General features: G+C 53.4%; 17 protein-coding genes and 1 pseudogene. 8 read left to right on the top strand and 10 right to left on the bottom strand.

Translation table 11 applies throughout. The features are described 5' to 3' along the window. Positions 1-86: 86 nt before the first annotated feature. Positions 87-2,708 (top strand): S8 family peptidase, encoded by a 2,622-nt coding sequence (locus KNP67_RS08470; protein WP_131472000.1) that lies wholly within the window; start codon positions 87-89, stop codon positions 2,706-2,708. Between the two features lie 49 nt (positions 2,709-2,757). On the opposite strand, the gene KNP67_RS08465 is transcribed toward KNP67_RS08470, so the two are convergent. Then, a complete protein-coding gene (locus KNP67_RS08465; protein WP_214756463.1) occupies positions 2,758-3,084 on the bottom strand; it encodes a hypothetical protein in 327 nt (108 codons plus the stop codon). 122 nt (positions 3,085-3,206) lie between these two features. Here KNP67_RS08465 and KNP67_RS08460 point away from each other — a divergent pair, with 122 nt between their 5' ends. Together KNP67_RS08460 and KNP67_RS08455 are read left to right on the top strand one after the other, a co-directional pair. Beyond that, positions 3,207-3,617 carry a hypothetical protein gene (locus KNP67_RS08460; RefSeq protein WP_214756462.1) on the top strand — a complete coding sequence of 137 codons (411 nt, stop codon included), beginning with the start codon at positions 3,207-3,209 and terminating at the stop codon, positions 3,615-3,617. Between the two features lie 35 nt (positions 3,618-3,652). Then, entirely contained in the window at positions 3,653-4,087 is a 435-nt protein-coding gene (locus KNP67_RS08455; RefSeq protein WP_214756461.1) for a hypothetical protein, read from the top strand. A 30-nt stretch (positions 4,088-4,117) separates the two neighbouring features. On the opposite strand, the gene rluF is transcribed toward KNP67_RS08455, so the two are convergent. Continuing rightward, complete coding sequence (gene rluF, locus KNP67_RS08450; RefSeq protein WP_021067926.1) at positions 4,118-4,828, bottom strand: 23S rRNA pseudouridine(2604) synthase RluF; 711 nt, start codon at positions 4,826-4,828, stop codon at positions 4,118-4,120. Positions 4,829-4,924: 96 nt separating this feature from the next. Here rluF and KNP67_RS08445 point away from each other — a divergent pair, with 96 nt between their 5' ends. Beyond that, positions 4,925-5,734, top strand: coding sequence for a hypothetical protein (locus KNP67_RS08445; RefSeq protein ID WP_214756459.1), 810 nt, complete (start codon positions 4,925-4,927; stop codon positions 5,732-5,734). On the opposite strand, the gene KNP67_RS08440 is transcribed toward KNP67_RS08445, so the two are convergent. Together KNP67_RS08440 and KNP67_RS08435 are read right to left on the bottom strand one after the other, a co-directional pair. Further along, entirely contained in the window at positions 5,722-6,381 is a 660-nt protein-coding gene (locus KNP67_RS08440) for a C39 family peptidase (RefSeq protein WP_029596392.1), read from the bottom strand. The genes KNP67_RS08445 and KNP67_RS08440 overlap by 13 nt on opposite strands. Before the next feature lie 72 nt (positions 6,382-6,453). Next, a pseudogene (locus tag KNP67_RS08435) lies at positions 6,454-7,191 on the bottom strand (YjiH family protein); the annotation flags it as partial. 167 nt (positions 7,192-7,358) lie between these two features. Between KNP67_RS08435 and KNP67_RS08430 the strand changes: the two are divergent. Next, complete coding sequence (locus tag KNP67_RS08430) at positions 7,359-8,351, top strand: LLM class flavin-dependent oxidoreductase (RefSeq protein WP_131471992.1); 993 nt, start codon at positions 7,359-7,361, stop codon at positions 8,349-8,351. A gap of 43 nt (positions 8,352-8,394) precedes the next feature. Here the strand turns inward: KNP67_RS08430 and KNP67_RS08425 are convergent, their stop codons facing one another. Continuing rightward, positions 8,395-8,706, bottom strand: coding sequence for a hypothetical protein (locus tag KNP67_RS08425; protein WP_029596390.1), 312 nt, complete (start codon positions 8,704-8,706; stop codon positions 8,395-8,397). A gap of 153 nt (positions 8,707-8,859) precedes the next feature. Here KNP67_RS08425 and KNP67_RS08420 point away from each other — a divergent pair, with 153 nt between their 5' ends. The 3 genes from KNP67_RS08420 to KNP67_RS08410 are packed head-to-tail and all read left to right on the top strand — an operon-like array spanning position 8,860 to position 13,375. Continuing rightward, positions 8,860-12,042, top strand: a complete 3,183-nt coding sequence (locus KNP67_RS08420; protein ID WP_214756458.1) for an EAL domain-containing protein — start codon at positions 8,860-8,862, stop codon at positions 12,040-12,042. Positions 12,043-12,086: 44 nt separating this feature from the next. Then, on the top strand, positions 12,087-12,947 hold the full coding sequence (locus KNP67_RS08415; protein ID WP_131471986.1) for an MBL fold metallo-hydrolase: 861 nt from the start codon (positions 12,087-12,089) through the stop codon (positions 12,945-12,947). Next, on the top strand, positions 12,947-13,375 hold the full coding sequence (locus tag KNP67_RS08410; protein ID WP_051627766.1) for a GNAT family N-acetyltransferase: 429 nt from the start codon (positions 12,947-12,949) through the stop codon (positions 13,373-13,375). Before KNP67_RS08415 ends, KNP67_RS08410 begins: the two co-directional genes overlap by 1 nt. Positions 13,376-13,403: 28 nt before the next feature. Here KNP67_RS08410 and guaC read toward each other — a convergent pair whose 3' ends face one another. The 5 genes from guaC to KNP67_RS08385 all read right to left on the bottom strand — a co-directional run bounded on the left by guaC (position 13,404) and on the right by KNP67_RS08385 (position 22,289). Continuing rightward, on the bottom strand, positions 13,404-14,387 hold the full coding sequence (gene guaC, locus KNP67_RS08405) for a GMP reductase (RefSeq protein ID WP_029596386.1): 984 nt from the start codon (positions 14,385-14,387) through the stop codon (positions 13,404-13,406). A gap of 201 nt (positions 14,388-14,588) precedes the next feature. Beyond that, a complete protein-coding gene (locus tag KNP67_RS08400) occupies positions 14,589-16,646 on the bottom strand; it encodes a PAS domain S-box protein (RefSeq protein ID WP_029596385.1) in 2,058 nt (685 codons plus the stop codon). 109 nt (positions 16,647-16,755) lie between these two features. Then, positions 16,756-17,940, bottom strand: coding sequence for an MFS transporter (locus KNP67_RS08395; protein ID WP_131471984.1), 1,185 nt, complete (start codon positions 17,938-17,940; stop codon positions 16,756-16,758). A gap of 145 nt (positions 17,941-18,085) precedes the next feature. Then, the gene (locus tag KNP67_RS08390; protein ID WP_131471982.1) at positions 18,086-20,095 is read right to left on the bottom strand and encodes a catalase; all 2,010 of its coding nucleotides are present in this window, start codon (positions 20,093-20,095) and stop codon (positions 18,086-18,088) included. A 109-nt stretch (positions 20,096-20,204) separates the two neighbouring features. Then, on the bottom strand, positions 20,205-22,289 hold the full coding sequence (locus KNP67_RS08385) for a heparinase II/III family protein (protein WP_214756457.1): 2,085 nt from the start codon (positions 22,287-22,289) through the stop codon (positions 20,205-20,207). Positions 22,290-22,378: the final 89 nt, after the last annotated feature.

Genomic DNA, 22,378 nt, shown 5'->3' with positions numbered 1-22,378 from the left:
TTGGAACCTTCAAGCCATTATCACGTATACATGAATTGACGGATCCGTCGGTTGAAGCTTTGGACATATAGAAATGAGGAGAACAGATGAAAGCAACATGGAAACAAGTTTTATCATTCGTCACGGTGCTCATGCTCGTATTGGCATTGATTCCACCACAAGCGAGTGCGGACGCTGGAGCGGGGATGCAAGAGGCGAAGACGCTCAGCCCAGGAGTAGAAGTCACGTTCGAAACCGGGACAGACGCCACGAATACATACTGGTTCAAAATGGAACGGGGGACTCCATCGGCGATGACGCATATGGAAGTTCAGTTCGATTCGACGAAGCTCGCGAACATCTCGGTCTATCCAAGCGCCGATTTGGCCGCAAAAGATGAAACGTTCGAGCAGTATCGTTCGAGCGCGACACAAGAAGAGGGACAGCAAACGGCGACGATTCGTTTCCCGTATGCATGGGAAGGCCCGTACTACATCAAAGTGGAGTATCTCCCGATGATGGAAGAAGAAACGGTGTCGCCTTCAGACATCAAACTCGTCTACAACCCGGTCAAATTGCCGGTCAAGTATGAAAACATTGAGACGGAGGCGGGCATGTGTGCCGTCGAATCGATTTTAAATCCGGCACCAGAGCGCGACTCGATGTTGAAACTCATCCGTCGCATTCAGACGGAAGTGTTGGCACAATCGGAGTCAGGCAACGATTTGGCCGCCTTGTACTATCGGACGTCGCCATACCTCATCAAAGCGATGGTGAAAGACGGCGCGAAACGCCAACAAGCGTACAACGATTTGAAGGCATTACAGCCACTCATGAACGCGCTCGTCGACCGGAAATCATACACGCTCACGCAAGCGGATGAAGCGGCCATCGAACGGTTACAGACGCTCGTGACGTCAAGCGTGCCGACAGCATTGCAAGCAGAAGTCGACAAGGTAGCAGCTAAGCTTGGAACGGGTACGCTTGCCGGAACACCGCTCCAAGATGTAATGGGTAAATTCGGGGTATCGATTGAAGTCGATGACGCGCCGCGTTATATCGTCAAATACAAATCGTCACCGAGCAAGTCGCTCGGTAAGATGAACGCTTTATCGAACGTCTCAGCAGAGAAAGTCGATCTTGGTCGCCCAGGTGACCACTTCGCGGTCGTCGACGTTGAAGCGGCGAGCACGAAAACGCAAGCGACAGCCAAGTCGACGCTCGAGCGTGACGCGAACGTCGAGTTCATCGAGCCAGTCCAGACGTATCAAGCGTTCATGGCCGACACGAGTTATGACTATCAATGGTCACTCAATTCAAAATCGGTATTGGCGCCGTTCCAAGATGCTGGAATCGGTATTGACGCTTACGAGGCACTCAACTTACCGGCTCGGTCAGTCAAAGTGGCCGTGCTCGATACGGGTGTCGATTATCGCCTCCTGGACTTTAAAGGACGTGTCGATATCGCCAACGAGAAGAACTTTGTCGACCCGAACGGGGAAGGCAGTGCCATCGATGACCACGGCCACGGGACACATGTCGCCGGCGTCATTGGTGCGATTCAAAACAACGGGACATCGATGCGCGGCATGATGCCGGCCGTTTCGATTCTCCCGGTCAAAGTGCTTGACGCGAGCGGTTCTGGAGACACAGAACAAATCGCGCTCGGCATCAAGTATGCGGTCGATGCGGGTGCCAAAGTCATCAACATGAGCCTCGGCGGCAGCGAAAGTCGGACAATCGGCTACATGTTGAAGTACGCATATGACCGTGGTGTCGTCGTCGTGGCGGCAACCGGGAACGACGGCGATTCAAGCCTGTCATACCCAGCTTCATCGAAATACACGATCTCGGTCGGTGCGACGAACACGTTCGGCATCGTCTCGGATTACTCGAACCACGGATACGGCGTCGACGTCGTGGCACCGGGAACGAAAGTCGCGAGCCTCGTGCCAAACGGTAACGTCGTCTATATGGACGGAACGAGCATGGCGACACCGCACGTCTCGGCCGTCGTTGGTTTGTTGTTATCGACGCGTCCGACACTCAAAGTGGAAGAAGTACGTCAATTGCTCCATCGCACAGCGGAACCAGTCGCCTTCTCAGGCGGCGATGCGACCGAAGGTATGAGCTATGAAGACGGACTTGACTATTTCATGGAAGATTCGGAAGAAGAGCTTCCGTTCAACTATGATTACATCAGTGGCTACGGCAAAGTGAACGTGCATTATGCGGCTTCGATGCTACGTCTCTACGCCAAGCCAGGGATCGTCCGTGACAATTCGACCGTGTTTTCCGCTAGCGTGCAGAGCGGGACGAACGTGACGGTCTATAACGGCGAGAAACGTCTTGCGACAGGAACGTCGAAACAGGCTCGTGTCGCCTTGAACATCGGGGCACAAAAAGCAGGCACGACACTCCGTGTCGTCTATAGCAACGGCAAGCTCGTTTCGAGCGAACGTCTCCTTGTCACAACAGGAGCTCGTCCGAAACAGCCGGTCGTCACGACACCGCGTGCGAACGCGAAACAAGTGACCGGTCGCGCCGACGCTGGAATGACGGTCATCGTGCGTGATGCGAAGCGCCGCGTCATCGGGAAAGGGACGACTGGACTCACAGGATCGTTCGTCACGAAGACACGCACGCTCAAAAAAGGAGAGCGTCTCTCGGTTCATATCGAAGATGCGAAAGGCCGCGCCAGCCAGATGAAGCAAGTCATCGTCAAATAAGTGCGCAAGCAACAAGGAGTTCGCCGCGGCGAACTCCTTGTTTTGTTTTCTACTCGAGGATGCCGAGGAGCTCCATGACCAATAAAACGAACAGTCCGGAACCGAGCACGGCCGCGAAGAAGACGAGCACGGCGTACTCTTTTTGTTTCAAGATGGCCCACCATCCGGTCACAAACGCTCCGAGCCCGAGGACGGAGAACGTGGTCATATAGCTGAGCCGAAGCATGTTCGCAGCGTTGTCGCTCCAAAGCGCCGAGTGGAAGGCCGTATCGAAGTTATCGAGCAGGAGGAACGGCACGTACATGGCCAGGAACAAGCCGATGAGGATGATCGACCACTTGCCGACTGAGGTACGAGGGAACAAGGCGCCATTCATGACGATTCACCTCTTTTCGTTGCGAAATCATCTGTACAGAACTATTCCCGTTTTGACGAAAAGTTGACGGATTTCGCTGAAACGCCATGATATAGTCGAAATGAGAGAGCGAGGGGACGAGGTTGGAACAGTTCAAGCTGAGACGAATTTGGGAAGACGTGTTGGAAATAGAAGTCGTATTGACGCTGAAAGGGAAATGGTGCGAGGTCACGGTGGACGAGTATGTACCCGCATCCGACATCGACACGCTGATCTCCACTTTATCCGTGTTCAATGTACACAATGGGAAGTCGCCCCAGACGTGGACACTCGATGTCCCGCAAGTCCACGTCTCCTTGACGTTCGAACTTGCGAATGGGCGAGGCACCGTCCAAGTCAACGCCGTGGTCGAACAAATGAAAGGCGATGGCGGGGACATGAAGGCGACCTTTTCGTTCGAGACGACGATGGGGCAGATGGATGATTTGCAGCGACAACTGTCTGTTTTCTTGGCGCGCGAAACCGACCTGGTCGAATCGCTTCGTCCGGAGTAAGTAGCCAGATCAAAGTGAGAAAGCGGGTGCAAAAAGTGAAAACTCAATTCGAGATGGAACGGATTTGGATGGACGAGACGGAGCTGTTCTATCAGATTAGGCTTCAGCTCCATACATCTGTCTGTTCGAGCAATCAAGATGTATATATGCAGGACGAGACACCGCAAGAACTGATTGACTCGATCGTTGGCTTCAATAACACTTGGGGGAAGGAACCCGTGATTTGGCAGTTATTGGACCCGGATGCGGTTTATCAAAAAATCAACCTCACGTTCACGCTGATTGATCGGACAGGCACGATTCAAGTCGACGTCTTCATCCATGACGAGTGGCCACACGATCCGTTCGACCACTTTCATGCGACCTTCAAGTTCAAGACGACAATGGGGCAGCTCGATGATTTAAGCGCCCAACTCAAACGTTTCATCCATCGTGAGACCGACCATGTCGCATCGCTCTATGAACGATGACAAGCCCAGACAAAAGCGTCTGGGCTTGTTTTAATACCATTCTTTCGGTTCGTAATTCAATTCGCGGAACAACTGCTCGCGCTCTTTCTTCGACAGGTCGCGCCATTGTCCGGGCGGGAGCTTGCCGAGCGTGATGTTCATGACACGTACGCGCTGAAGCCGGTACACCTCGTAGCCGAGCGCTTCACACATGCGACGGATTTGGCGGTTGAGTCCTTGCGTCAGCGTGATGTTGAAATCGAACTTCGACAGTTGGTGGACTTTACACGGCAACGTCTTCTGGCCGAGGATTTTGACGCCGGCTTCCATCTGTTCGACGAACTCCGGGGTAATTGGCTTATCGACCGAGACGATGTATTCTTTCTCGTGCTCGCCCTCGGCGCGAAGGATTTCGTTGACGATATCACCGTCGTTCGTCATCAAGATGAGCCCTTCCGAGTCTTTATCGAGACGGCCGATATTGAAGATGCGTAGCGGGTGGTTGACGAGGTCGACCAAGTTGCCCTTGACCTTCTTCTCGGTCGTGCTCGTGATCCCGACCGGTTTATGGACGGCGATATAGACGTTGTTTCGTGCGACACGGGCGGCCGAACCGTTGACGAGCACTTCGTCTCCTGGGTTCACTTGGTCCCCGATTTTCGCTTTCTTCCCGTTGATGGTGACCCGTCCTTCTTCGACGAGACGGTCGGCTTGACGGCGGGACGCCTTGCCGGATTCACTGATGAATTTGTTGATACGCATAGATCCACGTCCTTTTTTTGGCTTCGTCCTCTCACTATAACGTATTTTACATGTGCCTGAAAGCGGGAAACGACCGAGTAGAGAGGATGTGGCACGATGGATCAGGCATGTGTGCTATTGCAAGACGCAATTCGATTTCAACAAGCGCTCATGACGTCGTCGTTTCAGGCGGAACTGATTGATGGCGCCTCGCCGATCTTATGGTACGGGCGGCCGACGGAGCAACAGTGGCTTACCGTCGGGACGAACCCGTCGCGCGGCGAATTTTATGAACAGGACGGCACCGTCAGAAGTGGGGAATCGCAAAAGTTCTATTGGCGTGACGAATCACTCGATACCTACTTGCAAGATGAAAGTGCGCTCGAAGCGACGCTTGACTATGCTGCGACTTACTTTGAGGGCGGACGGGCGACGACGAGTTGGTTCGGCAAACCGGGCGGGGCGAAGCTCGAGGCTCTGCTTGAGGGCATGGGACGCTCATTCTACGATGGGTCGGCACTCCATATCGACTTCTTCAAATATGCGACGTCGCGTCAGATGGGCCAATTGCAGACGGGACGCCAGTGGATGGAGCACCCGACATCGCTCGATTTGCTCGAACGGACGATTCGTTATGTGACCCCGTCCCGTTTGATCGTCCTGGGGCGGGATAACTGTGCGGCATTTACTGGGTTCACGCACAGTGAACGGCTCGACGCGTATCCGAGTGCCCGGTTCGAACTCGGTTATCACATGACGCTCGGTATCCCGATAATCGGGTTACATTTCAAACCGTCTGAAGTGTTCGTCGGTCTCGGGAACGGTCGAGACGCGTTCGGGCTTCACCATGGCTCGTATGCGAAACGGGAGCATCTGATGCAAATCGGGGCGGCCATCGAAGCGAGCGCTCGTCGTTATTTTGGCTGAACGTCAAGCTTTGGCGGCTGGACGCGTGTGATACTGCCCCAAAAGTTGAACTCGTTGAAATCGATATAGCGGATGTCGCGGGAGCGGTTATCGAGCACCTCGAGCAAGATGACGTCTGGAAAGCCGGGCTTGTGGAAGATGATGTACCCGATTCCGGTCACGGAGTGATTTTTATAAAATCCGTTCGCCATATTCAAGATGAAGGGGCGGTCGGCCGCGAGTTCACGCTCGAATGTCGACCATTTCCATAGATAACGTGAGCTGCTGTGCCCTTTGTAGCCGTAATGGGCCCATAGTTTCGTGACGATCGTACTGATTCGAGTCGGCGGTGTGCCTTTCTCGTCTTTGAACTGATGGGCGAGCGCAATCTCACGCGCGTCTCGTTGAATCTCGATTACGTCCTCTGGGATGCGCTCATAGCCAAGGTCATGGTAATAGCGGAAAATGGCCGTCATCGAGGTGAGCGTACAATTGTTCTTGCCCCCGCTGAACGCTTTTTGAAGCAACACTGGAACCCCGCTGATGCGCTTCTCGCTTTTGACCGTCCAATGGCCGTGATAGCGGTCGTTCACGTAGGCCTTAGGGTCGATGATTCCAGCGTAGCCTTTCTTCGCTACTTCGAGCTGTCCGGCATAATGTTCGTCCATGACGCACCTCCCTTTTTCTTTATTATACAAACAACGCCCGTCCTCTGGAATGAGAGAACGGGCGTGTCGTCGTCAAAAGATGAGATGGGCGATCCCGACGATAATCGGTAACGTGATGATCGTCCGCAACAAGAAGATGAGAACGAGATCGAAGAACGAGATTGGCAATTTTGAGCCGAGCAACAATCCACCGACCTCAGTCATGAAGATGAGCTGGGTGACGGACACACAGGCGATGACGAATCGCGTCAACTCACTCTCGATGCCGCTGCCGAGCACGGCTGGTAAGAACATATCGGCGAATCCGACGACCATCGTTTGGGCCGCGGCCTCTGCTTCTGGCACTTGCAACAGCATGAGAATCGGTTCGAACGGTTTGCCGAGAATCGTGAACAACGACGTGTGTTCGGCGATGACGAGCGCAATCGTTCCGACGGCCATGACGACCGGCAAAATGCCGAGCCACATGTCGAGCACGTTTTGGAACCCGTCCTTGAACGTGGCGCCGGCGCCTTTACTCGATTTTGATTTGAGCAACGCTTGACGCAGTGCCCAGACGCGCATCGGGACGTTCGCCGGCACCGGTTCTTCCGGTTTCAACTCCGTCTTCTCATACGCCGTGTCAGGCTTGCGAGACAACGGATAGATGCGCGGCATGATGAGCGCGGCGACGATGCCGGATAGGATGATAGTTCCGTAATAATGCGGGAAGTAGGCGTCGAGCTCCATGTACGACAAGATGACAATCGTGAACGTGATCGAGACGACAGAGAACGTCGAGGCGATAATCGAGGCTTCTCGTTCATTATAGAGAAGTGAACATCCAGCCGGCAACAACTCGTTGTAATTTTCTGAAAAAAAGAAAGCGTTCTCAAGAGCGAACTATTCGTATTCTCCGGCTCACTTTAGTATGATGACGGCGAGTCTTACAAAATCGAGATATTCACCATATATACTTTAGGAACGGAGCGATACAGATGAGATTAAGTGTATTGGATCAAGCGCCGGTGACATCCGGACATACGTCAGAACATGCGTTACAAAGTGCGGTCGAACTGGCCCAATTGGCAGAAGAGCTCGGCTATTACCGGATGTGGATGGCCGAACATCACGGTGGCATGTCGTTTGCCAGCTCGGCACCGGAAGTCGTCGCGGCTTATATTGCGGCCAAAACAGAACGAATTCGTCTTGGGTCAGGTGGGATTATGATGATGCACTATTCACCCCTCAAAATGGCCGAAGTGTTCAAGACGCTCAGCGCGCTCGCACCGGGCCGCATCGACTTCGGAGTCGGACGGGCACCGGGTGGGGACGCCAACGCCATCTACGCGATGTCGCAAGGGCAAAAACCGATGATGGACGGCCTGTATGAAAAGCTCGGGGCGACGCTCCAACTCATCAACGATGAGGCGCCGGAAGAACGATGGTATAAGAATACGCCGGCAGCGCCGACGGGTGTGAAGCTCCCTGAGGCATGGCTCCTCGGGTCGAGCGGGAACAGCGCCATCCAAGCAGGACGGATGGGGCTCGGCTATTCCTTCGCTCAATTCTTCAATGGGGAGCTGAGTGTCGCGGCGCTTGACGCGTATCGTCAGCACTTCACCCCGTCCGCTTTCATGGAGAAGCCGGACATCAACGTCACGTATCTCGTCACGACGGCCGAGACGGAAGAAGAGGCCGAGTATTTGGCACGTCCATCCGATCTATCGCGCCTGTTCTTGATGAAAGGCCAGCTCCGCCAATTGATGAGTCCGGAGGCGGCACACGACTATCCGCTCACCGAAATCGACAAGATTCAAATCGCCAACAACCGAAAAATCCATCTCGTCGGGACACCGAAGCAGATTGCGACGCAACTGCAGGAAGAATCAGCCCATTATGGATTTGATGAGGCGATGATTTGCAGCATCCAGCATACACAAGAGAGCCGCTTGAACGTCTATCGGTTGCTCGCCAAAGAACTTCTATGACGAACACTGCACCGGTCCTAACGGGGACCGGTGCAGTTTTTGATTAGAGGAACAGTTGCATGAGCACGAACAAAGCGACAAGCCCGCCAAGCGAGAAGGTAAAGAAAACGGCGACCGAACGTTCGTGATTGCGTAAGATCGTATACACCCCCACGACGAACGCACCGAGTGTGGCGGCGATGGCCAACATCGATACGATAGCCGCCCACGTGTTGTCGAATAACGTGTCGAAGTTGAACGGTTGAGCGGATTGGACGATGAGAGCAGACACGAGTAAGAGCACGAACACCGCAAGCAACAAGAGGACCGACCATTTTCCGGGCCGTGTCTGTGGATAGACGTTTCGACTGAGCATGATGGTTCACCTCATTTTTGCGACTTTTACTTATCTATACCCGATTATGGCCGGCTCATTGAAAATATCTTTCCCTTTTTTTAAACGGTTTCGTGAACAAGACCGGCTAAAACCACTAAACTAGAAGAAACGGAGATTGCCTGGAGGTACAGTATGCAGCAGATGAAGATCGACCCGCACTATTTGTTTGATGTGTTCGTTCACTTATACCGGATGGTGTTTTTGATGGAAGTGATGCCTGAGGGATATCGTTACGCACGCGTCAGTGAACAGGGGAAACTGGCGTCCTCGCTCCCGGACGATGTGAGTGGCTTGTATTTACATGATATGTATGCGGTCGATGTCGCCAACGAGTTAATCGTGCATTATGACGAAGTCGTCGCGACGCACGCACCGGTCTATTTCATGTCACAAATGAATATCGAGACCAATACCGCCCGTTTTGCTTCCTCGGTTCTCATGCCGCTTGAAGATGAGGCGGGTAACGTGCGCTATGTATTAGGGCTGACGACCGATTTGTCGGAAGAGGCAGAAATGAAGCTATTGAGTAGCATCGAGAACATCGATTATTTGACCGGGATGCCAAACTTGATGAAAGTGAAGCTCGAACTTGAGAAACTGTTCGTGCAACAAGAGGCCGCGGAAGCGACGAGTGTCATGCGCTTGCACATCAATCGCTTTAAAATCATCTTATCTCTTCAAGGTGTGGAACAGTCCCATCGCCTGATTAAAGAGATGACGCGGCACTTATCGGACCTGTTGCCGAAAGGATCGATTATCGGACGCGTAGACGGTGAAGATTTTATCGCTGTGCTGCCCCACACCTCAATCGAGACAGCGACGATACATGGGGAACGATTGCTTGCCGCTATCGCGGCATACACGTACCAAGTGGCCGAGACCGAGTTCGCTTTATCCGGTTGTCTCGGAATCAGCGCGGGGAGCGAGGACGCCGACCGGGTCATCATGAATGCGTCAACGGCGCTCCTCGAAGCGAGACAAGCGGGCAAGCAAATTATCAAAGTGTACGAAAAGGACGATTATGTCCAACATTATATCGATGAGATGACGATTGAGATGGAACTCATCAAGGGACTGAAAGCAGATGAACTGAGCGTCGTCTATCAACCGAAAGTTGGCTGTCAGGACGGGATGGTTCATTTTGAGGCGCTCGTGCGGTGGCATAGTGCGGCGCTCGGTAACGTCTCACCGGAAACGTTTATTAAGATTGCCGAAACGTCGCTCTTGATTGAAGACATTACCGGGTTCGTTTTCGACCGCGTCTGTCGTGACATGATCGAGCAACCGGACCTGTTTGCAGGGCGACGTGTCGCGGTCAACGTATCCCCGGTGTTGTTTCGGCAAGACTATATCAAACAGTTATTACAGGTGCTCGCGACATACGGGTTGAGACCAGAACAGTTCGAGTTTGAGATCACGGAACATACGCTTATGCAAGAACCGCTCCTTGGCATTCAGACGGTCGACTATTTGAAAACGAAAGGCTTTCGCGTGTTGATTGACGACTTCGGCGTCAGCTACTCTTCCCTCAATTACTTGAAGATGTTTGAGATTGACGGCATTAAAATCGACCGCTCATTCATCAGTCAATTAGATAAAGACAACGGCCTGAAAGAATATGAAATCGTCAAATTGATTGTCTCACTCGCTAAAAAATTGAATTTAGAGGTCACGGCCGAGGGGGTCGAGACGGAAGCACAGTATCGGGTGATGGAACAGCTCGGGTGTGATGAGATTCAGGGGTATTTCTTCAGTCGTCCGCTCCCGCTGAATGAGCTCCAACAGGCACTCGATGCGCTCGTCTATCAACATGCGGCGCTACGGCAACTCGAGTTGGCCACGACTTCTCCGTCGACGGTACTTGATGAACAAGAAGCTGAGCGATTGAAGACGATTCTGCGCCTTGAGATTTTAAACACTCCGCGAGAGGAGCGCTATGATCGGATTACGCGACTTGTCGCGCGCACGCTGAACATGCCGGTCGCGCTCATCTCGATTTTGACGACAGACCAACAATGGTTCAAGTCCTGTGCGGGTCCCTTGCTTGAGAGCCCACACGTGGACCGGGAATGGACGCTGTGTGATCGAGTCGTGACTGGCCAATCGTCGGTTGTCATCGAGGATGTGCAGACGTCTGAGGCCGGGACAAACAATCCGTTGCTTGAAAACCTCGGTTTTTATGCCGGTGTTCCGCTCACGACGCGAAGCGGACATGTCATCGGCACGCTTTGTGTGACGGACGAACGAGCTCGCACGTTTGACGAGGCAGCGTTGCAGTCGCTTGAAGATTTCGCGCGTTGGGTCATGGCTGAAATCGAATTGACGGAACAGGCACGGGCCCAGGCCCAACGTCAACAGACGCTCGAGTCACTTTATGAGGTGACGGCACTTCATGAACCGTTCGGCAATAAACTAAAACGGATTCAGACGGTGCTCCGCGGCTGGATCGGCTATTCCCATGCCGTCGTCTTCTCGACGGAGTCGAAACATCGCGTCTTATCCGAGGACGGGGAAGGCAAGCTCGACTGGACGAGTGATGCCCTGCAACAACTTCATGCTTTGACGACAATCGGGCACCAAAAATTAGGTCGTGCCGAACTTGTGATCGATGGAATCGAGTTTAGCTCGATGATCAGTCTGCCGTTGTCCAATGATGGCAAGACGTTCGGCTGGGTCGTGTTCTTGGCTGAACAGGGCAGCTTGAACGACGTGGTCGACACCGCGACAATCAACGAGATGACGGATACGGTTTTGCTCGTGACCCGGTGGATGGAGAACGAGATTCGGCGCGAGCGGAAGCATCAAGAAGTCATCGAACTCATCACGCAAGACAGTCTGACGAAACTGGCGAACCGTCACTCGTTCATGACCGACTTGCGACAAAAGATGAACCGGAAGCAATCGGTCGTGCTGTTGTTCATCGATTTGGATGACTTCAAACAAGTGAACGATTCCTACGGTCATCTGATTGGGGACGAAGTGCTCATCGAGACGGCACGACGCATTCGCTCGTTCAGTCAAATGCATGACGGGAAGGCGTATCGCTTCGCAGGCGACGAGTTTTTAATCGTCATCGATGCCGAGCAAGAAGGGATTGCCACAGACCGTTTTGACGAGTTGAATCGCCTCATTTCCCAGGAAATGAACGTCGGAGATGGCTTGTCCTTGCGGTTGTCGGCCAGTATCGGCGTCGCTTGCTCACAAGACCACGCTTCGCTCGATGCGATGATCCATCACTCGGATGCGGCGATGTATGTCGCCAAAAAATGCGGGGGAGATGGCTATTACGTGTACGACTCACATCAAGAAAATTGATACGGAGGCATTTAAAGTATTACAGATGAAGGAGGGGGCCAATCATGCAGTCACTTAAACAGCATTCGGACCGATTTTGGTATATGGACCCGGTCGCGGAGACCGACCGTCCCATTTTAGGGGCTGTCGTCGGCGACGCCCATACGCTCATGATTGATGCGGGGAACTCTGAGGCGCACACGAATTTATTTCTAGACGCCTTGACCGAACGGGGCATCAAACGACCGTCAATCGTCACGTTGACGCATTGGCATTGGGATCATATCTTTGGATTGTCGGCGCTAACCGACATTGTCTCCGTCGCAAGCACGGCGACAAAAGCCGGGATGGAACGGTTGCTGCCCTATGCGTGGGACGATGCTTCCTTAGCCGACCGGGTCGAAGACGGACGAGAGATTGCGTTTTGTGCGGAAGCGATCAAACTCGAATATGGTGCGGAGCGGTCGATGCGCGTCGTCTTACCGACGCTGACGTTCGATGATACGCTCACCCTCGACCTCGGCGGGGTACACGTCATTCTGAAGCACGTTGGTGGAGATCACGCTGCTGATGCGGTCGTCGCTTATGTGCCAGAGGAAAAGGTGCTGTTTTTAGGGGATGCCCTCTATGCGAACTTGTACGCGCCGTCTTGGAGGATGACCCCGGCACGGACATTGCGTCTCTTAGAACTACTCGATCAGTTTGAGGCCGAGGCGTACGTCTGGTCGCATGGCCAAGTCGTGACCCGTCCCGAATATGAGAAAGACCGAGACGTTTTACGCCATTTGGCCCGAATCACCACTAATTTCCCAGGAAATAAAGAAGCGATAACCGCTCAGTACGAGCGTTTGACAGGTCGGGCCGTCGACGAGGAAGTGCAAGAGCTGATCTCGTTCTTCGTGAACGGTTCGAGCGAGGGACGGTGATGGACATCATACGGATTCACGACGAGGCCGAAGCATTTCAACAGTTTTTGACGAGTCGATTGCGGATGTTCAATGACACCCACTCGGTGCACCATCGTGAGATCCGCAACGCGGACGTGCCGGTCGTCCAGCTGAAAGTGGAACAGGACGGGGACGTAATCGCAGGATTGTTCGGGAGCGTCTATTGGGGCTGGTTCGACTTGGACCGGCTCTGGGTCGCGTCAGAACATACGGGGACCGGCCTAGGGAGCCGTCTGCTCGAGGAAGGGGAGCGGTTTGCCCGTGACCTCGGAGCGACGCGTGTCAAGTTGACGACATTCTCGTTTCAGGCGAAGGCATTTTATGAACGCTTCGGCTATGAAGTCGCCGGTGTGCTCCGTGATTATCCGCCGGGTTCGGACTACTATATGATGACGAAACGGTTATAAAAAAGGCGACTCGCGCGAGTCGCCTTTTTCAATATACTTTATCCCCGTTAAAGATTGAGTTTTTCACCATGACGTAATCGACAGTGCGCAATGCATCGAGATTGTCCCCACCCGAGTAAGAGATGGCCGATTGGAGGTCTTGTTCCATCTCGGTCAACGTGTCTTGGAGCGCCCCTTTATGCTCGACGAACACTTTCTTGCCTTCGACGTTTTTCCGTTCCCCTTTTTGGAATTCAGAAGCCGACCCGAAGTATTCTTTGAGCAATTTTCCGTCTTGTTCGAACGCCTCACCCGGAGACTCGTCGTGTCCGGCGAACAGCGAACCGATCATGACCATCGATGCCCCGAAGCGAATCGATTTGGCGATGTCTCCATGTGTCCGGATGCCCCCATCCGCGATAATCGGCTTTGTCGCCGCCTTGGCACACCAACGGAGCGCGGCGAGTTGCCACCCGCCAGTGCCGAAGCCCGTCTTGATTTTCGTGATACAGACTTTACCTGGTCCGATGCCGACCTTCGTCGCATCCGCCCCGGCATGTTCGAGTTCTCGGACCGCTTCTGGTGTCCCGACATTCCCGGCGATCACGAACGAACCTGGAAGATGGTGTTTGATATGTTGAATCATCCGGATGACCGCATTCGAGTGGCCGTGGGCGATATCGATTGTGATGAATTCCGGCGTATGTCCGGCTTCCGCGAGCATCTCGACGAAGCGATATTCGTCCTCTTTCACACCGACACTGATCGATGCATACAAACCGCGTCCATGCATATCTTCAATGAACTGAAGTCGCGTCTCTGGGTTAAAGCGATGCATGATATAGAAATAGCCGTTCTCGGCGAGTGATAACGCCACTTTCTCATCGATGATCGTTTGCATGTTGGCTGGAACGACCGGCAGTCGGAACGTGAAGCCTCCGAGCGTCACGCTCGCATCACATTCAGATCTGCTGTCGACGACACATTTTGCGGGAATTAATTGAATATCTTCATAATCAAATACTTTATCCATGTTGTCACACCCCTATTTACGAACAATTTGATTTGTTGATTGGTAAATACTTCGCCCATTCGGTAATGTAACTTAAATCGAGATATATGTCAAAGGAATATGGTGATAGAAGGTAAAAATTCTTTATGATTTTCGTTTAATTGTATTTAATGTTCGTGTTTAGATGATAATTTAAAATGTTTCACGTGAAAAAAGACCGCTTTAAGAGCGGTCTTCATACACAACGTATTGATTGCGCCCGTTGGCTTTCGCCTGATAAAGGGCCAAGTCTGCCTGTTTAAGCAACAATTTCGTCGACATGCCAGCACGGTACGGGGCCACACCGATGCTTGAAGTCGTGACGAACGAATGGTTTTCTAGTTGCCATGGGTGTTGTAGGGCGGTGATCAGTTTTTCGGCCACCCGTTTTGGTGCGTCTGCTTCTGTGTAGCGGATGAGCACTGAGAATTCGTCACCGCCGAAGCGGGCGATCACATCTTGGTTGCGCAACACGTCGGTCAAACGAGCGGAGAATTGGCGCAGCAACTCGTCACCGATGTCGTGACCGAGCGTATCATTGATTTGTTTGAACCGATCGATGTCGAGCGACAAGATGGCGAGTGCCTCGTCTTCTTCTGTGAACCGTGCTAACGTCTCTTCTAAATAGGTAAGGAAGTAGCGCCGATTCGGCAAGTCGGTCAACGTATCATGATAAGCCAAATGCTTAAGCTGCTTCTCGAGCACTTTTCGTTTCATGATTTCACGCGTGACGGTCAAATAATGAAGTAGTTGCCCGCTGTCGTCATAAATCGCTTGAATCTTCGTCTCGAGCCAAATCCAACGGCCATCTTGATGCAGATGTCGGAATTCGAGCGTGAGTGGCTCGCTCGTCGCCGTCATCATCCGAAGTTGTTGTCTAACCGGTTCGACGTCGTTCGGATGGATGAAGTCGAGCGTGTTCTTGCCCTCATAGAAAGAAGGGGCATATCCGAGCACGGTTTGATGGGATGGCGAGGCGTAGCGAACTTGTCCGTCACGCTCGAGAATACAGACGAGGTCGCTCATGTTCTCCGTGATGAGACGATATTGCGTCTCGCTCTGATGAAGCGCCCGCTCCATCTCACGCTTCTCAGTCACGTCGCGCAACAAGGTCATGACGGCAGTCGTTCCTTCATAATTGATTAACAGGCTGCCGATATCCATATGCAGCTTTCGTCCAGCCGGGGTGACGAGCACGACCTCGGTGTCTTGGACCGGATCGCCTTGGCGCAACGCATGAAGGCGTGCCTTGGTCGTCTCATGATATTCCGTGGCGACGAACGTGAAAATCGATTCATTCTCGATATACCTCTCGCCAATCGTTTCTAGCGCCAAGGCGTTGGCATATAGAATCACACCGTCTTTATGGACAATAATGCCTTCAGGAATCGTTTCAATCAATTGGCGATAACGACGTTCGCTCTCCTGGGTCGCCCGTTCGGCATTCTTCTCCGGCGTATGGTCGATAATGATGGCGAACAGTCCCGTGATGTGTCCCCCGACCTCGATCGGGATGTTCAAGATGGCCAAATCAAGCCAGTCGCCCGTCTTTTGAGGTGCGGTCATGCCGTATTTATGCGGCGTTCCGGACAAGGCGAAGCGGAGGCCCTCATCGACAAGGTCCCGTTCCGACTCGGGTAGCCATGACAGAAAAGACTGCCCCAACAAGTCGGCTTCCTCGTAGCCAGTGATTTGCGTGACGGCAGGATTGACCGATTGGACACGTAATGCGTCGTCAAGAACGAAGATGCCGTGAGGTGAATAGCGTTGGAGCGATTCGTGTTGGTCTTTCAAGATAGACAGCTCGAGTTCACGACGTTTCCGGTCCGTCACTTCTCGGACAACCGAGATGACGTGCGTGCAGGCACCCGACTCATCGAAGACCGGCGTCACCTCGGATTCATAGTAATGAACCGGCAAGCGAATCTCGTGTGAGACGGACGATGTCGTATAAGACGGTTCGGCCAAGCGATAGTCCTCGAAGACGAGACTTTTTCGTTCGCGGACGGCCTGGTCATAATGGCGTGTGACGAGAGTGGCCGTCTCGGGCGGAACCATGTCCTCGACACGTTTCCCGATATCGGCATCTGTCCAGCCAATCGCCTGTCGTCCCGGTTCATTTACAAATAAGTAGCGATAAGTTGAACCGTCCACTTCCATAAAGAAGACAAAATCTGAAATTTTGTCGAACGTACGGAGCAGGACGGAGGAATAGTGTTGGATGGTCTGGTCGGCGTGCATCATGTCCCTCATTTCAATCAAAAACTTTTCGGCGCGTCATTTTCATATTACCGCAAGTTGAGACAAAATGTGTGAACATTCCAAAAAGACAGGACTGTGAAAAGTCCTGTCAGGCTGCTCGTTTCATTTCGGTCCGCTCGCGGCGGCCGTTCATCAAGTAGTAGAGGAGCACGGTGAAGCAGGCCACACCGGAAAGCAACAGATACAGCGTTGAGAAACCGGTCAACGGAATGAGCAATCCGATCAAGTAAGGGCCGAATCCAAGGCCTGCGTCGAGCGCGATAAAGAACGTCGACGTGGCCATGCCCATCCGATGGGGGTCCGCAGCCTTGACGGCGATCGCCTGCGTGCCGGACTGGATGTTGCCGAAGCCGAGTCCGATCAATGCCCCAGCGAGTAACAGCATGACGGCGTTGTTCGCTTGACTCAAGACGAGCATGCCGATGGCGAACAGGACGATAGCCGGATACATGACGACATTGGCGCCGCGTGCATCCATCAGACGACCCGTGATCGGGCGCGAGATGAGGACGGCAATCGAATAGACGAGGAAGAAGATACTCGCGGCTTCGACAAGGTCGAGCTCGCTCGCATAGAAATTAATATAGGATAGCACGCTCGAGTAGCTGAGGGCGGCGACGCCGATGATCAGCGCGATCGGTAACGCCTTCGGTTCGACAAATGCACCGAGCGAAAACCCTCGGATGACTTGCGGATTCTCAGCTTCAGGCACCTTCACGAACAAGGCGCTCCCGAGACTGATGAGACCGACGATGAGACAGGTGAGAAAGATGACCGAGAAACTCGTGTATTGGCTCATCATCAAACCGACGAACGGTCCGATGGCGGTGGCGAGCGTCGAACTCATGCTGTAATAGCCGATGCCTTCACCTTTTCGGGAGCCGGGAATGACTTGGGCGACAATCGTTCCCGTCGCCGTGCTCGACAGTCCCATCCCGAGACCGTGGACAAAGCGGGTGAACAGTAAGAAGCCGATGCCAAAGTCGAGGAAATAGAGCAAAATCGTAGCGGTGAAGAACGTGAGGCCGATTAGGAGCGTCTTGCGACGTCCAATCGAATCGATCAAGCGCCCGATAAAGAGTCGCCCGACGAGGGTCCCGATAATGAAGATGCCGGTGACAAGGCCAGCCTCGCTCGTCGAAGCCCCATATGCCGAGACGGCGTGGACACCAATCGTCACCATCAATAAGAAAAAGATGAGCGTTAAGAAGAAGTTGACGAGAGAGATGATGAGGAAGTCTTTCGTCCATAGTTTTTGTGCGGTTAAATGCATCTGCCACCCGCCTCCTGTTTCATTTGATTATAAATAGTTAATAAACATAACTAAAGCAGTATAACAAACGAAGAGGGGTTTGTCCGAACAGACGCATTCTAATCAAAAAACCGATTCGCTGAAGCGAATCGGTTACGTCAAGCATTTATTGGCGGTCCCAGAACCGGCCCTTTGCGATGCCGTCGATAAACGTATCGAAGCCATCGAGGCTATGTTGTTTGAACGTGTATACACCTGGCTGGTCCGTCTTCACGCGGCAACGGTCGAGCACTTCATCATGATGCAGATGCAACGCGAGCGGTTTGAAGTGTTTATACGTGTTCTCGATGAACTCGAGCACGTCGTCTTCGACCGAGGTCGCGGTGCTGACGAGGAAAGCCGCATCGAACAGGCTCGAGTCGACCGTGTCGTATGTCTCTTTCACTTTAAGATCGCCGAGCGTATATGATTTCTTGCCGACGAGGCTGTAATTGACCTTATGATCGGCGAGCGCTTGCACCCACGCCTTCACTTGCGCGGCATCGACGTCTCCGGCCAAGAGGACGGCGACGCTCTTCGTGTCCGGCTTCGCAATCGTATTGGCCATGCTGAGCGCCGGTGAGGCTTTGTCTGAGACGACTTCGTTGTTCTCGGCCGGGAGGTCGACCCCGAGGTTGTCAGCGACGACCGAGGCGAGGTGACGGTCGATTCGATTCAACAGGTCGACGGCATTCTCTTTGACCATGTCCGACTCACATTTACCGAGCTCGAAGCTGCAGGCATCTTGGATGTGTTGCTTTTCGACGTCGGTCATGCTGTTATAAAACATCTTCGCTTGTGAGTAGAAGTCGAGGAAGCTGTCGCTCCGGCCTCGAATCTTATGACCGTCGACTTTCTCTTGATAGTGCTCGAACCCGCCTTGGTCGGCTGGGACGGGCTCCGGCTGATTGTTGTTAAGCGCGTTTTTATGGTAGCTCGTCTGTCCTTTATGGACAGCCATCTGATGCATGCCGTCGCGCTGGTTATTATGGAACGGACAGACCGGTTTGTTGATCGGGATTTGATGGAAGTTCGGTCCCCCGAGACGTGACAGTTGCGTATCGGTGTACGAGAACAGGCGCCCTTGCAGGAGCGGGTCGTTCGAGAAGTCGATTCCCGGAACGAGATGACCAGGGTGGAACGCGACTTGCTCGGTCTCAGCGAAGAAGTTGTCGACGTTGCGGTTAAGCATCATCTTCCCGACAAGTTTGACGGGCACATCTTCTTCCGGCCAAAGTTTCGTCGGATCGAGAATATCGAAGTCGAACTTGAACTCGTCTTCTTCGGCGATGACTTGAAGCCCGAGCTCCCATTCCGGATAATCGCCTTTATCGATCGCCTCGTACAAGTCGACGCGGTGGAAGTCAGCGTTCTTACCGAGCGCTTTCTGCGCTTCGTCCCAGACTTGTGAATGAACACCGAGTTTTGGTTTCCAATGGAACTTGACGAAGTGTGCCTTGCCTTCTTTGTTGACGAGACGGAACGTGTGCACACCGAACCCTTCCATCATGCGAAGGCTACGCGGGATGCCCCGGTCGCTCATCGCCCACATGATCATATGGGCCGTCTCATGGTTTTGTCCGACGAAGTCCCAGAACGTGTCGTGGGCGCTGCCGCCTTGAGGTACTTCCGTGTGCGGCTCCGGTTTCACGGCGTGGACGAGGTCCGGGAATTTGATGGCGTCTTGGATGAAGAAGACCGGCATGTTGTTCCCGACAAGGTCATAGTTGCCTTCGTCGGTATAGAACTTGGTCGCAAAGCCACGGACGTCGCGCACGGTGTCCCCAGACCCACGCGAACCTTGAACCGTCGAGAAACGGACGAACACCGGCGTCACTTTCGACGGGTCATTCAAGAAGTCGGCTTTCGTATACTCGGCGAGCGACTCATAAACCTGAAACTCCCCATGCGCCCCGACGCCTCGTGCGTGCACGATACGTTCAGGAATCCGTTCGTGGTCGAAGTGCGTCATCTTTTCGCGGAAATGGAAATCCTCGATCAATGTCGGTCCGCGACGTCCGGCTTTGAGCGAGAATTCATCCTCCGCCATCTTCAATCCTTGGTTCGTCGTGAGCCCGGCTTGTTGCTCGTTATCGATCATATGTTGTTTTAACTGCTCTTCTTTCTTGTTCCCCATATTCGTGCCTCCCCTTTAAGTATACGTCCACGCCGTAAGCCACATTTTGGCCTACTTTACGAATGTTCCCTAACACTTCAAGAAAAAACCCCCATTTTTGAAATGGAGGTTAGCGTAACATCGATAAGGTTTTCGTCTTGCCGTCCGACAGTTTGTAGCGCACGACATAGTGGCGTGACGTCGTCTGGACCGTGGCGGACGTGATTTTGGTTGTCTTCTCGCCGATATGAATCAGCGTCAAATACTCGACTTGCTTGCCACGCTTTGTCGTCACGACTTGATTGCGGCGTTGCCAGTCGTAGTCCCGATACGACACATAACTCGCACCGACGGCGACTTTCGGCGTCGTGCCGACCTCGAGTTGTAACAGATGGATCGAGCGGTTCTCGTTGTCTTTATACATGGCATGACGGCTGCCGCTCGAGACGCGATTCAAACCGGTCCCGAGATGGAATCGCTGGACGAACGAGGTCGTGGTCGGGCTGGTGATGTCATCGTATACGAGCACCGTCCCGTCGCGGTCGTAGGCGATACGACGCGTGTGCGTCATCCCGTTACCGAGCAGCCCGCTCGTTCCCGCGGCCGTCCATTGCGTCGACGCGGCACCGACCGATGTGATTTGGCTTCTCCGCAAGTTGTTCGTCGTCAAGTTAAAGCTCTTACCTGCCACATGGACGGTGTTGTGGGCCGCGGCCTGCATGACGACGCTGCGCTCGGGACGGTTCGTATAGGCGTAGCGTCCGCTCTCGACGAGGAAGTCGCGGCCATAGCCGTACAGGTCAATCGACAAATCGTCGGCGTGCTTATGGATGTTGCTATGATAGCCGGCCGTCATCATCACTTGGACTGCGTCCCGGAATGGACCAGAAGCCCCGCCCCAATGTTGACGGAAGAAGGCGTACTGGTTCGATAGCTTACCGACCCGTGTCGACGGTTGGGTTCCCGATTTCCCTTGTGTCATCGCGTAATTCAAGTGCGGATAGCGATTGATATACGGAATCGCGTCCGTGCGGTGCGTGATGGACGGGGTGTCGCCAAACATCGGCAGGGTCCCGTTCGGTTTCAACATATACGTCAGCGCGCTCGGCATATCTTTGACGTCACGCATCCGGCTCGATAGGGCGAAGCGGTTGGCGGCCGCCCAGTCGTTGAACCGGGCGAGCGTGTCGTACAGATAGATTTGATAGAACGGCGAGTGCTCGAGATGGACGCCGTCCGTGCTTAAGCTGTGGTTCAACTGCTGGGTGAGCCGGTTCGTCGCGAGAGAGCGCCAGGCCGAGGAACGATAAAAGCTCCGATGTGTCTCCGCGACGGCGGTCAAGGCCATATCTTGGAACATGCCGTGATTGTTGTTCGGTTTATAAAAGCTTGGCGTCGCCAGCAGTGTCGCGTGTTCATACAGTGTCTTGGCGAACAGCTGCGAGAAGGCCGGATCGGTGTTCACCGCGGACGAGCGGAATTCATTCCAAAAATTGAGCAAATGGAACGTCCGGATGGCGGTGCCATGGTCGTGATACGGCCAACGGTAGCGTGTATAGTTCGCAGCAGGGTATTGCTTGGTCCAACTCGTGACGATTCGCTTCCCGTAGCGGAGATAATCGTCTCGTCCGGTGGCGGCATACGCTTGCGTCAACTGGTTCAACGTCGTGAAGTAATGGATTTGAAACTTGAATGACGTCGAATCGACCGCAGGGACGCTGACATCAAAACGGTATGTATCGATGTTCGGGACACGCAACTGATAGGGCGGGGACGGGATATACCAATTCCCCTTCATGGCGGCGTCGGCCCGGGCGATGGCCGTCTTAGCGGTCAACTCATCGTAATAGTAAGGCGTCTGTCCCCGGGTGAGCGAGCGCATATACTCGTGCGTCAGCCGTGAGTAGGTCGAACCGGAAAACGTCGTCAGCGACAAGTTCGTCGCCACTAGTGTGACGGCTTTCTTTTTTACGTAGTAGATGGTTCTTCCGTCTTGAATCTTATAATAGTGACCGGACGTACTGAGCGCCTTGAACCGCTTTGCCGCGCGCAACGTTCCTTTCGGCTTGAGCGTCTTTCCGACAAATTGATAAAGCGTCGTGCCGGTAGGCGCACTCACCTCATAAGGTGAAATTGATGCGGCGTCGACCTGTCGCGGCGTCAAAGTGGCACCGATCATAACCAGAAGTAGGCATAAAAGCATCCATCGTTTCATAACGTCTTCCTTTCTCCGACCGTTCAACGGTTACATGTATACAATTAGTATACAATTATATATTTAGCCAAAGAAAGGAAAATTCGTAC

The organism is Exiguobacterium sp. s157 (genome assembly GCF_018618205.1).
GTDB lineage: Bacteria > Bacillota > Bacilli > Exiguobacteriales > Exiguobacteriaceae > Exiguobacterium > Exiguobacterium chiriqhucha.
Note: the sequence above shows the minus strand (reverse complement) of the source record. Positions and strands in the feature narration are given on the sequence as shown.

What these genes read in the sequence shown, in the direction of transcription:
- guaC (WP_029596386.1), bottom strand. Translation starts at nt 14,387, where the DNA reads ATGGATAAAGTATTTGATTATGAAGATATTCAATTAATTCCCGCAAAA.
- KNP67_RS08410 (WP_051627766.1), top strand. Translation starts at nt 12,947, where the DNA reads ATGGACATCATACGGATTCACGACGAGGCCGAAGCATTTCAACAGTTT.
- KNP67_RS08425 (WP_029596390.1), bottom strand. Translation starts at nt 8,706, where the DNA reads ATGCTCAGTCGAAACGTCTATCCACAGACACGGCCCGGAAAATGGTCG.
- KNP67_RS08420 (WP_214756458.1), top strand. Translation starts at nt 8,860, where the DNA reads ATGCAGCAGATGAAGATCGACCCGCACTATTTGTTTGATGTGTTCGTT.
- KNP67_RS08390 (WP_131471982.1), bottom strand. Translation starts at nt 20,095, where the DNA reads ATGGGGAACAAGAAAGAAGAGCAGTTAAAACAACATATGATCGATAAC.
- KNP67_RS08400 (WP_029596385.1), bottom strand. Translation starts at nt 16,646, where the DNA reads ATGCACGCCGACCAGACCATCCAACACTATTCCTCCGTCCTGCTCCGT.
- KNP67_RS08470 (WP_131472000.1), top strand. Translation starts at nt 87, where the DNA reads ATGAAAGCAACATGGAAACAAGTTTTATCATTCGTCACGGTGCTCATG.
- KNP67_RS08440 (WP_029596392.1), bottom strand. Translation starts at nt 6,381, where the DNA reads ATGGACGAACATTATGCCGGACAGCTCGAAGTAGCGAAGAAAGGCTAC.
- rluF (WP_021067926.1), bottom strand. Translation starts at nt 4,828, where the DNA reads ATGCGTATCAACAAATTCATCAGTGAATCCGGCAAGGCGTCCCGCCGT.
- KNP67_RS08465 (WP_214756463.1), bottom strand. Translation starts at nt 3,084, where the DNA reads ATGAATGGCGCCTTGTTCCCTCGTACCTCAGTCGGCAAGTGGTCGATC.
- KNP67_RS08385 (WP_214756457.1), bottom strand. Translation starts at nt 22,289, where the DNA reads ATGAAACGATGGATGCTTTTATGCCTACTTCTGGTTATGATCGGTGCC.
- KNP67_RS08445 (WP_214756459.1), top strand. Translation starts at nt 4,925, where the DNA reads ATGGATCAGGCATGTGTGCTATTGCAAGACGCAATTCGATTTCAACAA.
- KNP67_RS08395 (WP_131471984.1), bottom strand. Translation starts at nt 17,940, where the DNA reads ATGCATTTAACCGCACAAAAACTATGGACGAAAGACTTCCTCATCATC.
- KNP67_RS08430 (WP_131471992.1), top strand. Translation starts at nt 7,359, where the DNA reads ATGAGATTAAGTGTATTGGATCAAGCGCCGGTGACATCCGGACATACG.
- KNP67_RS08415 (WP_131471986.1), top strand. Translation starts at nt 12,087, where the DNA reads ATGCAGTCACTTAAACAGCATTCGGACCGATTTTGGTATATGGACCCG.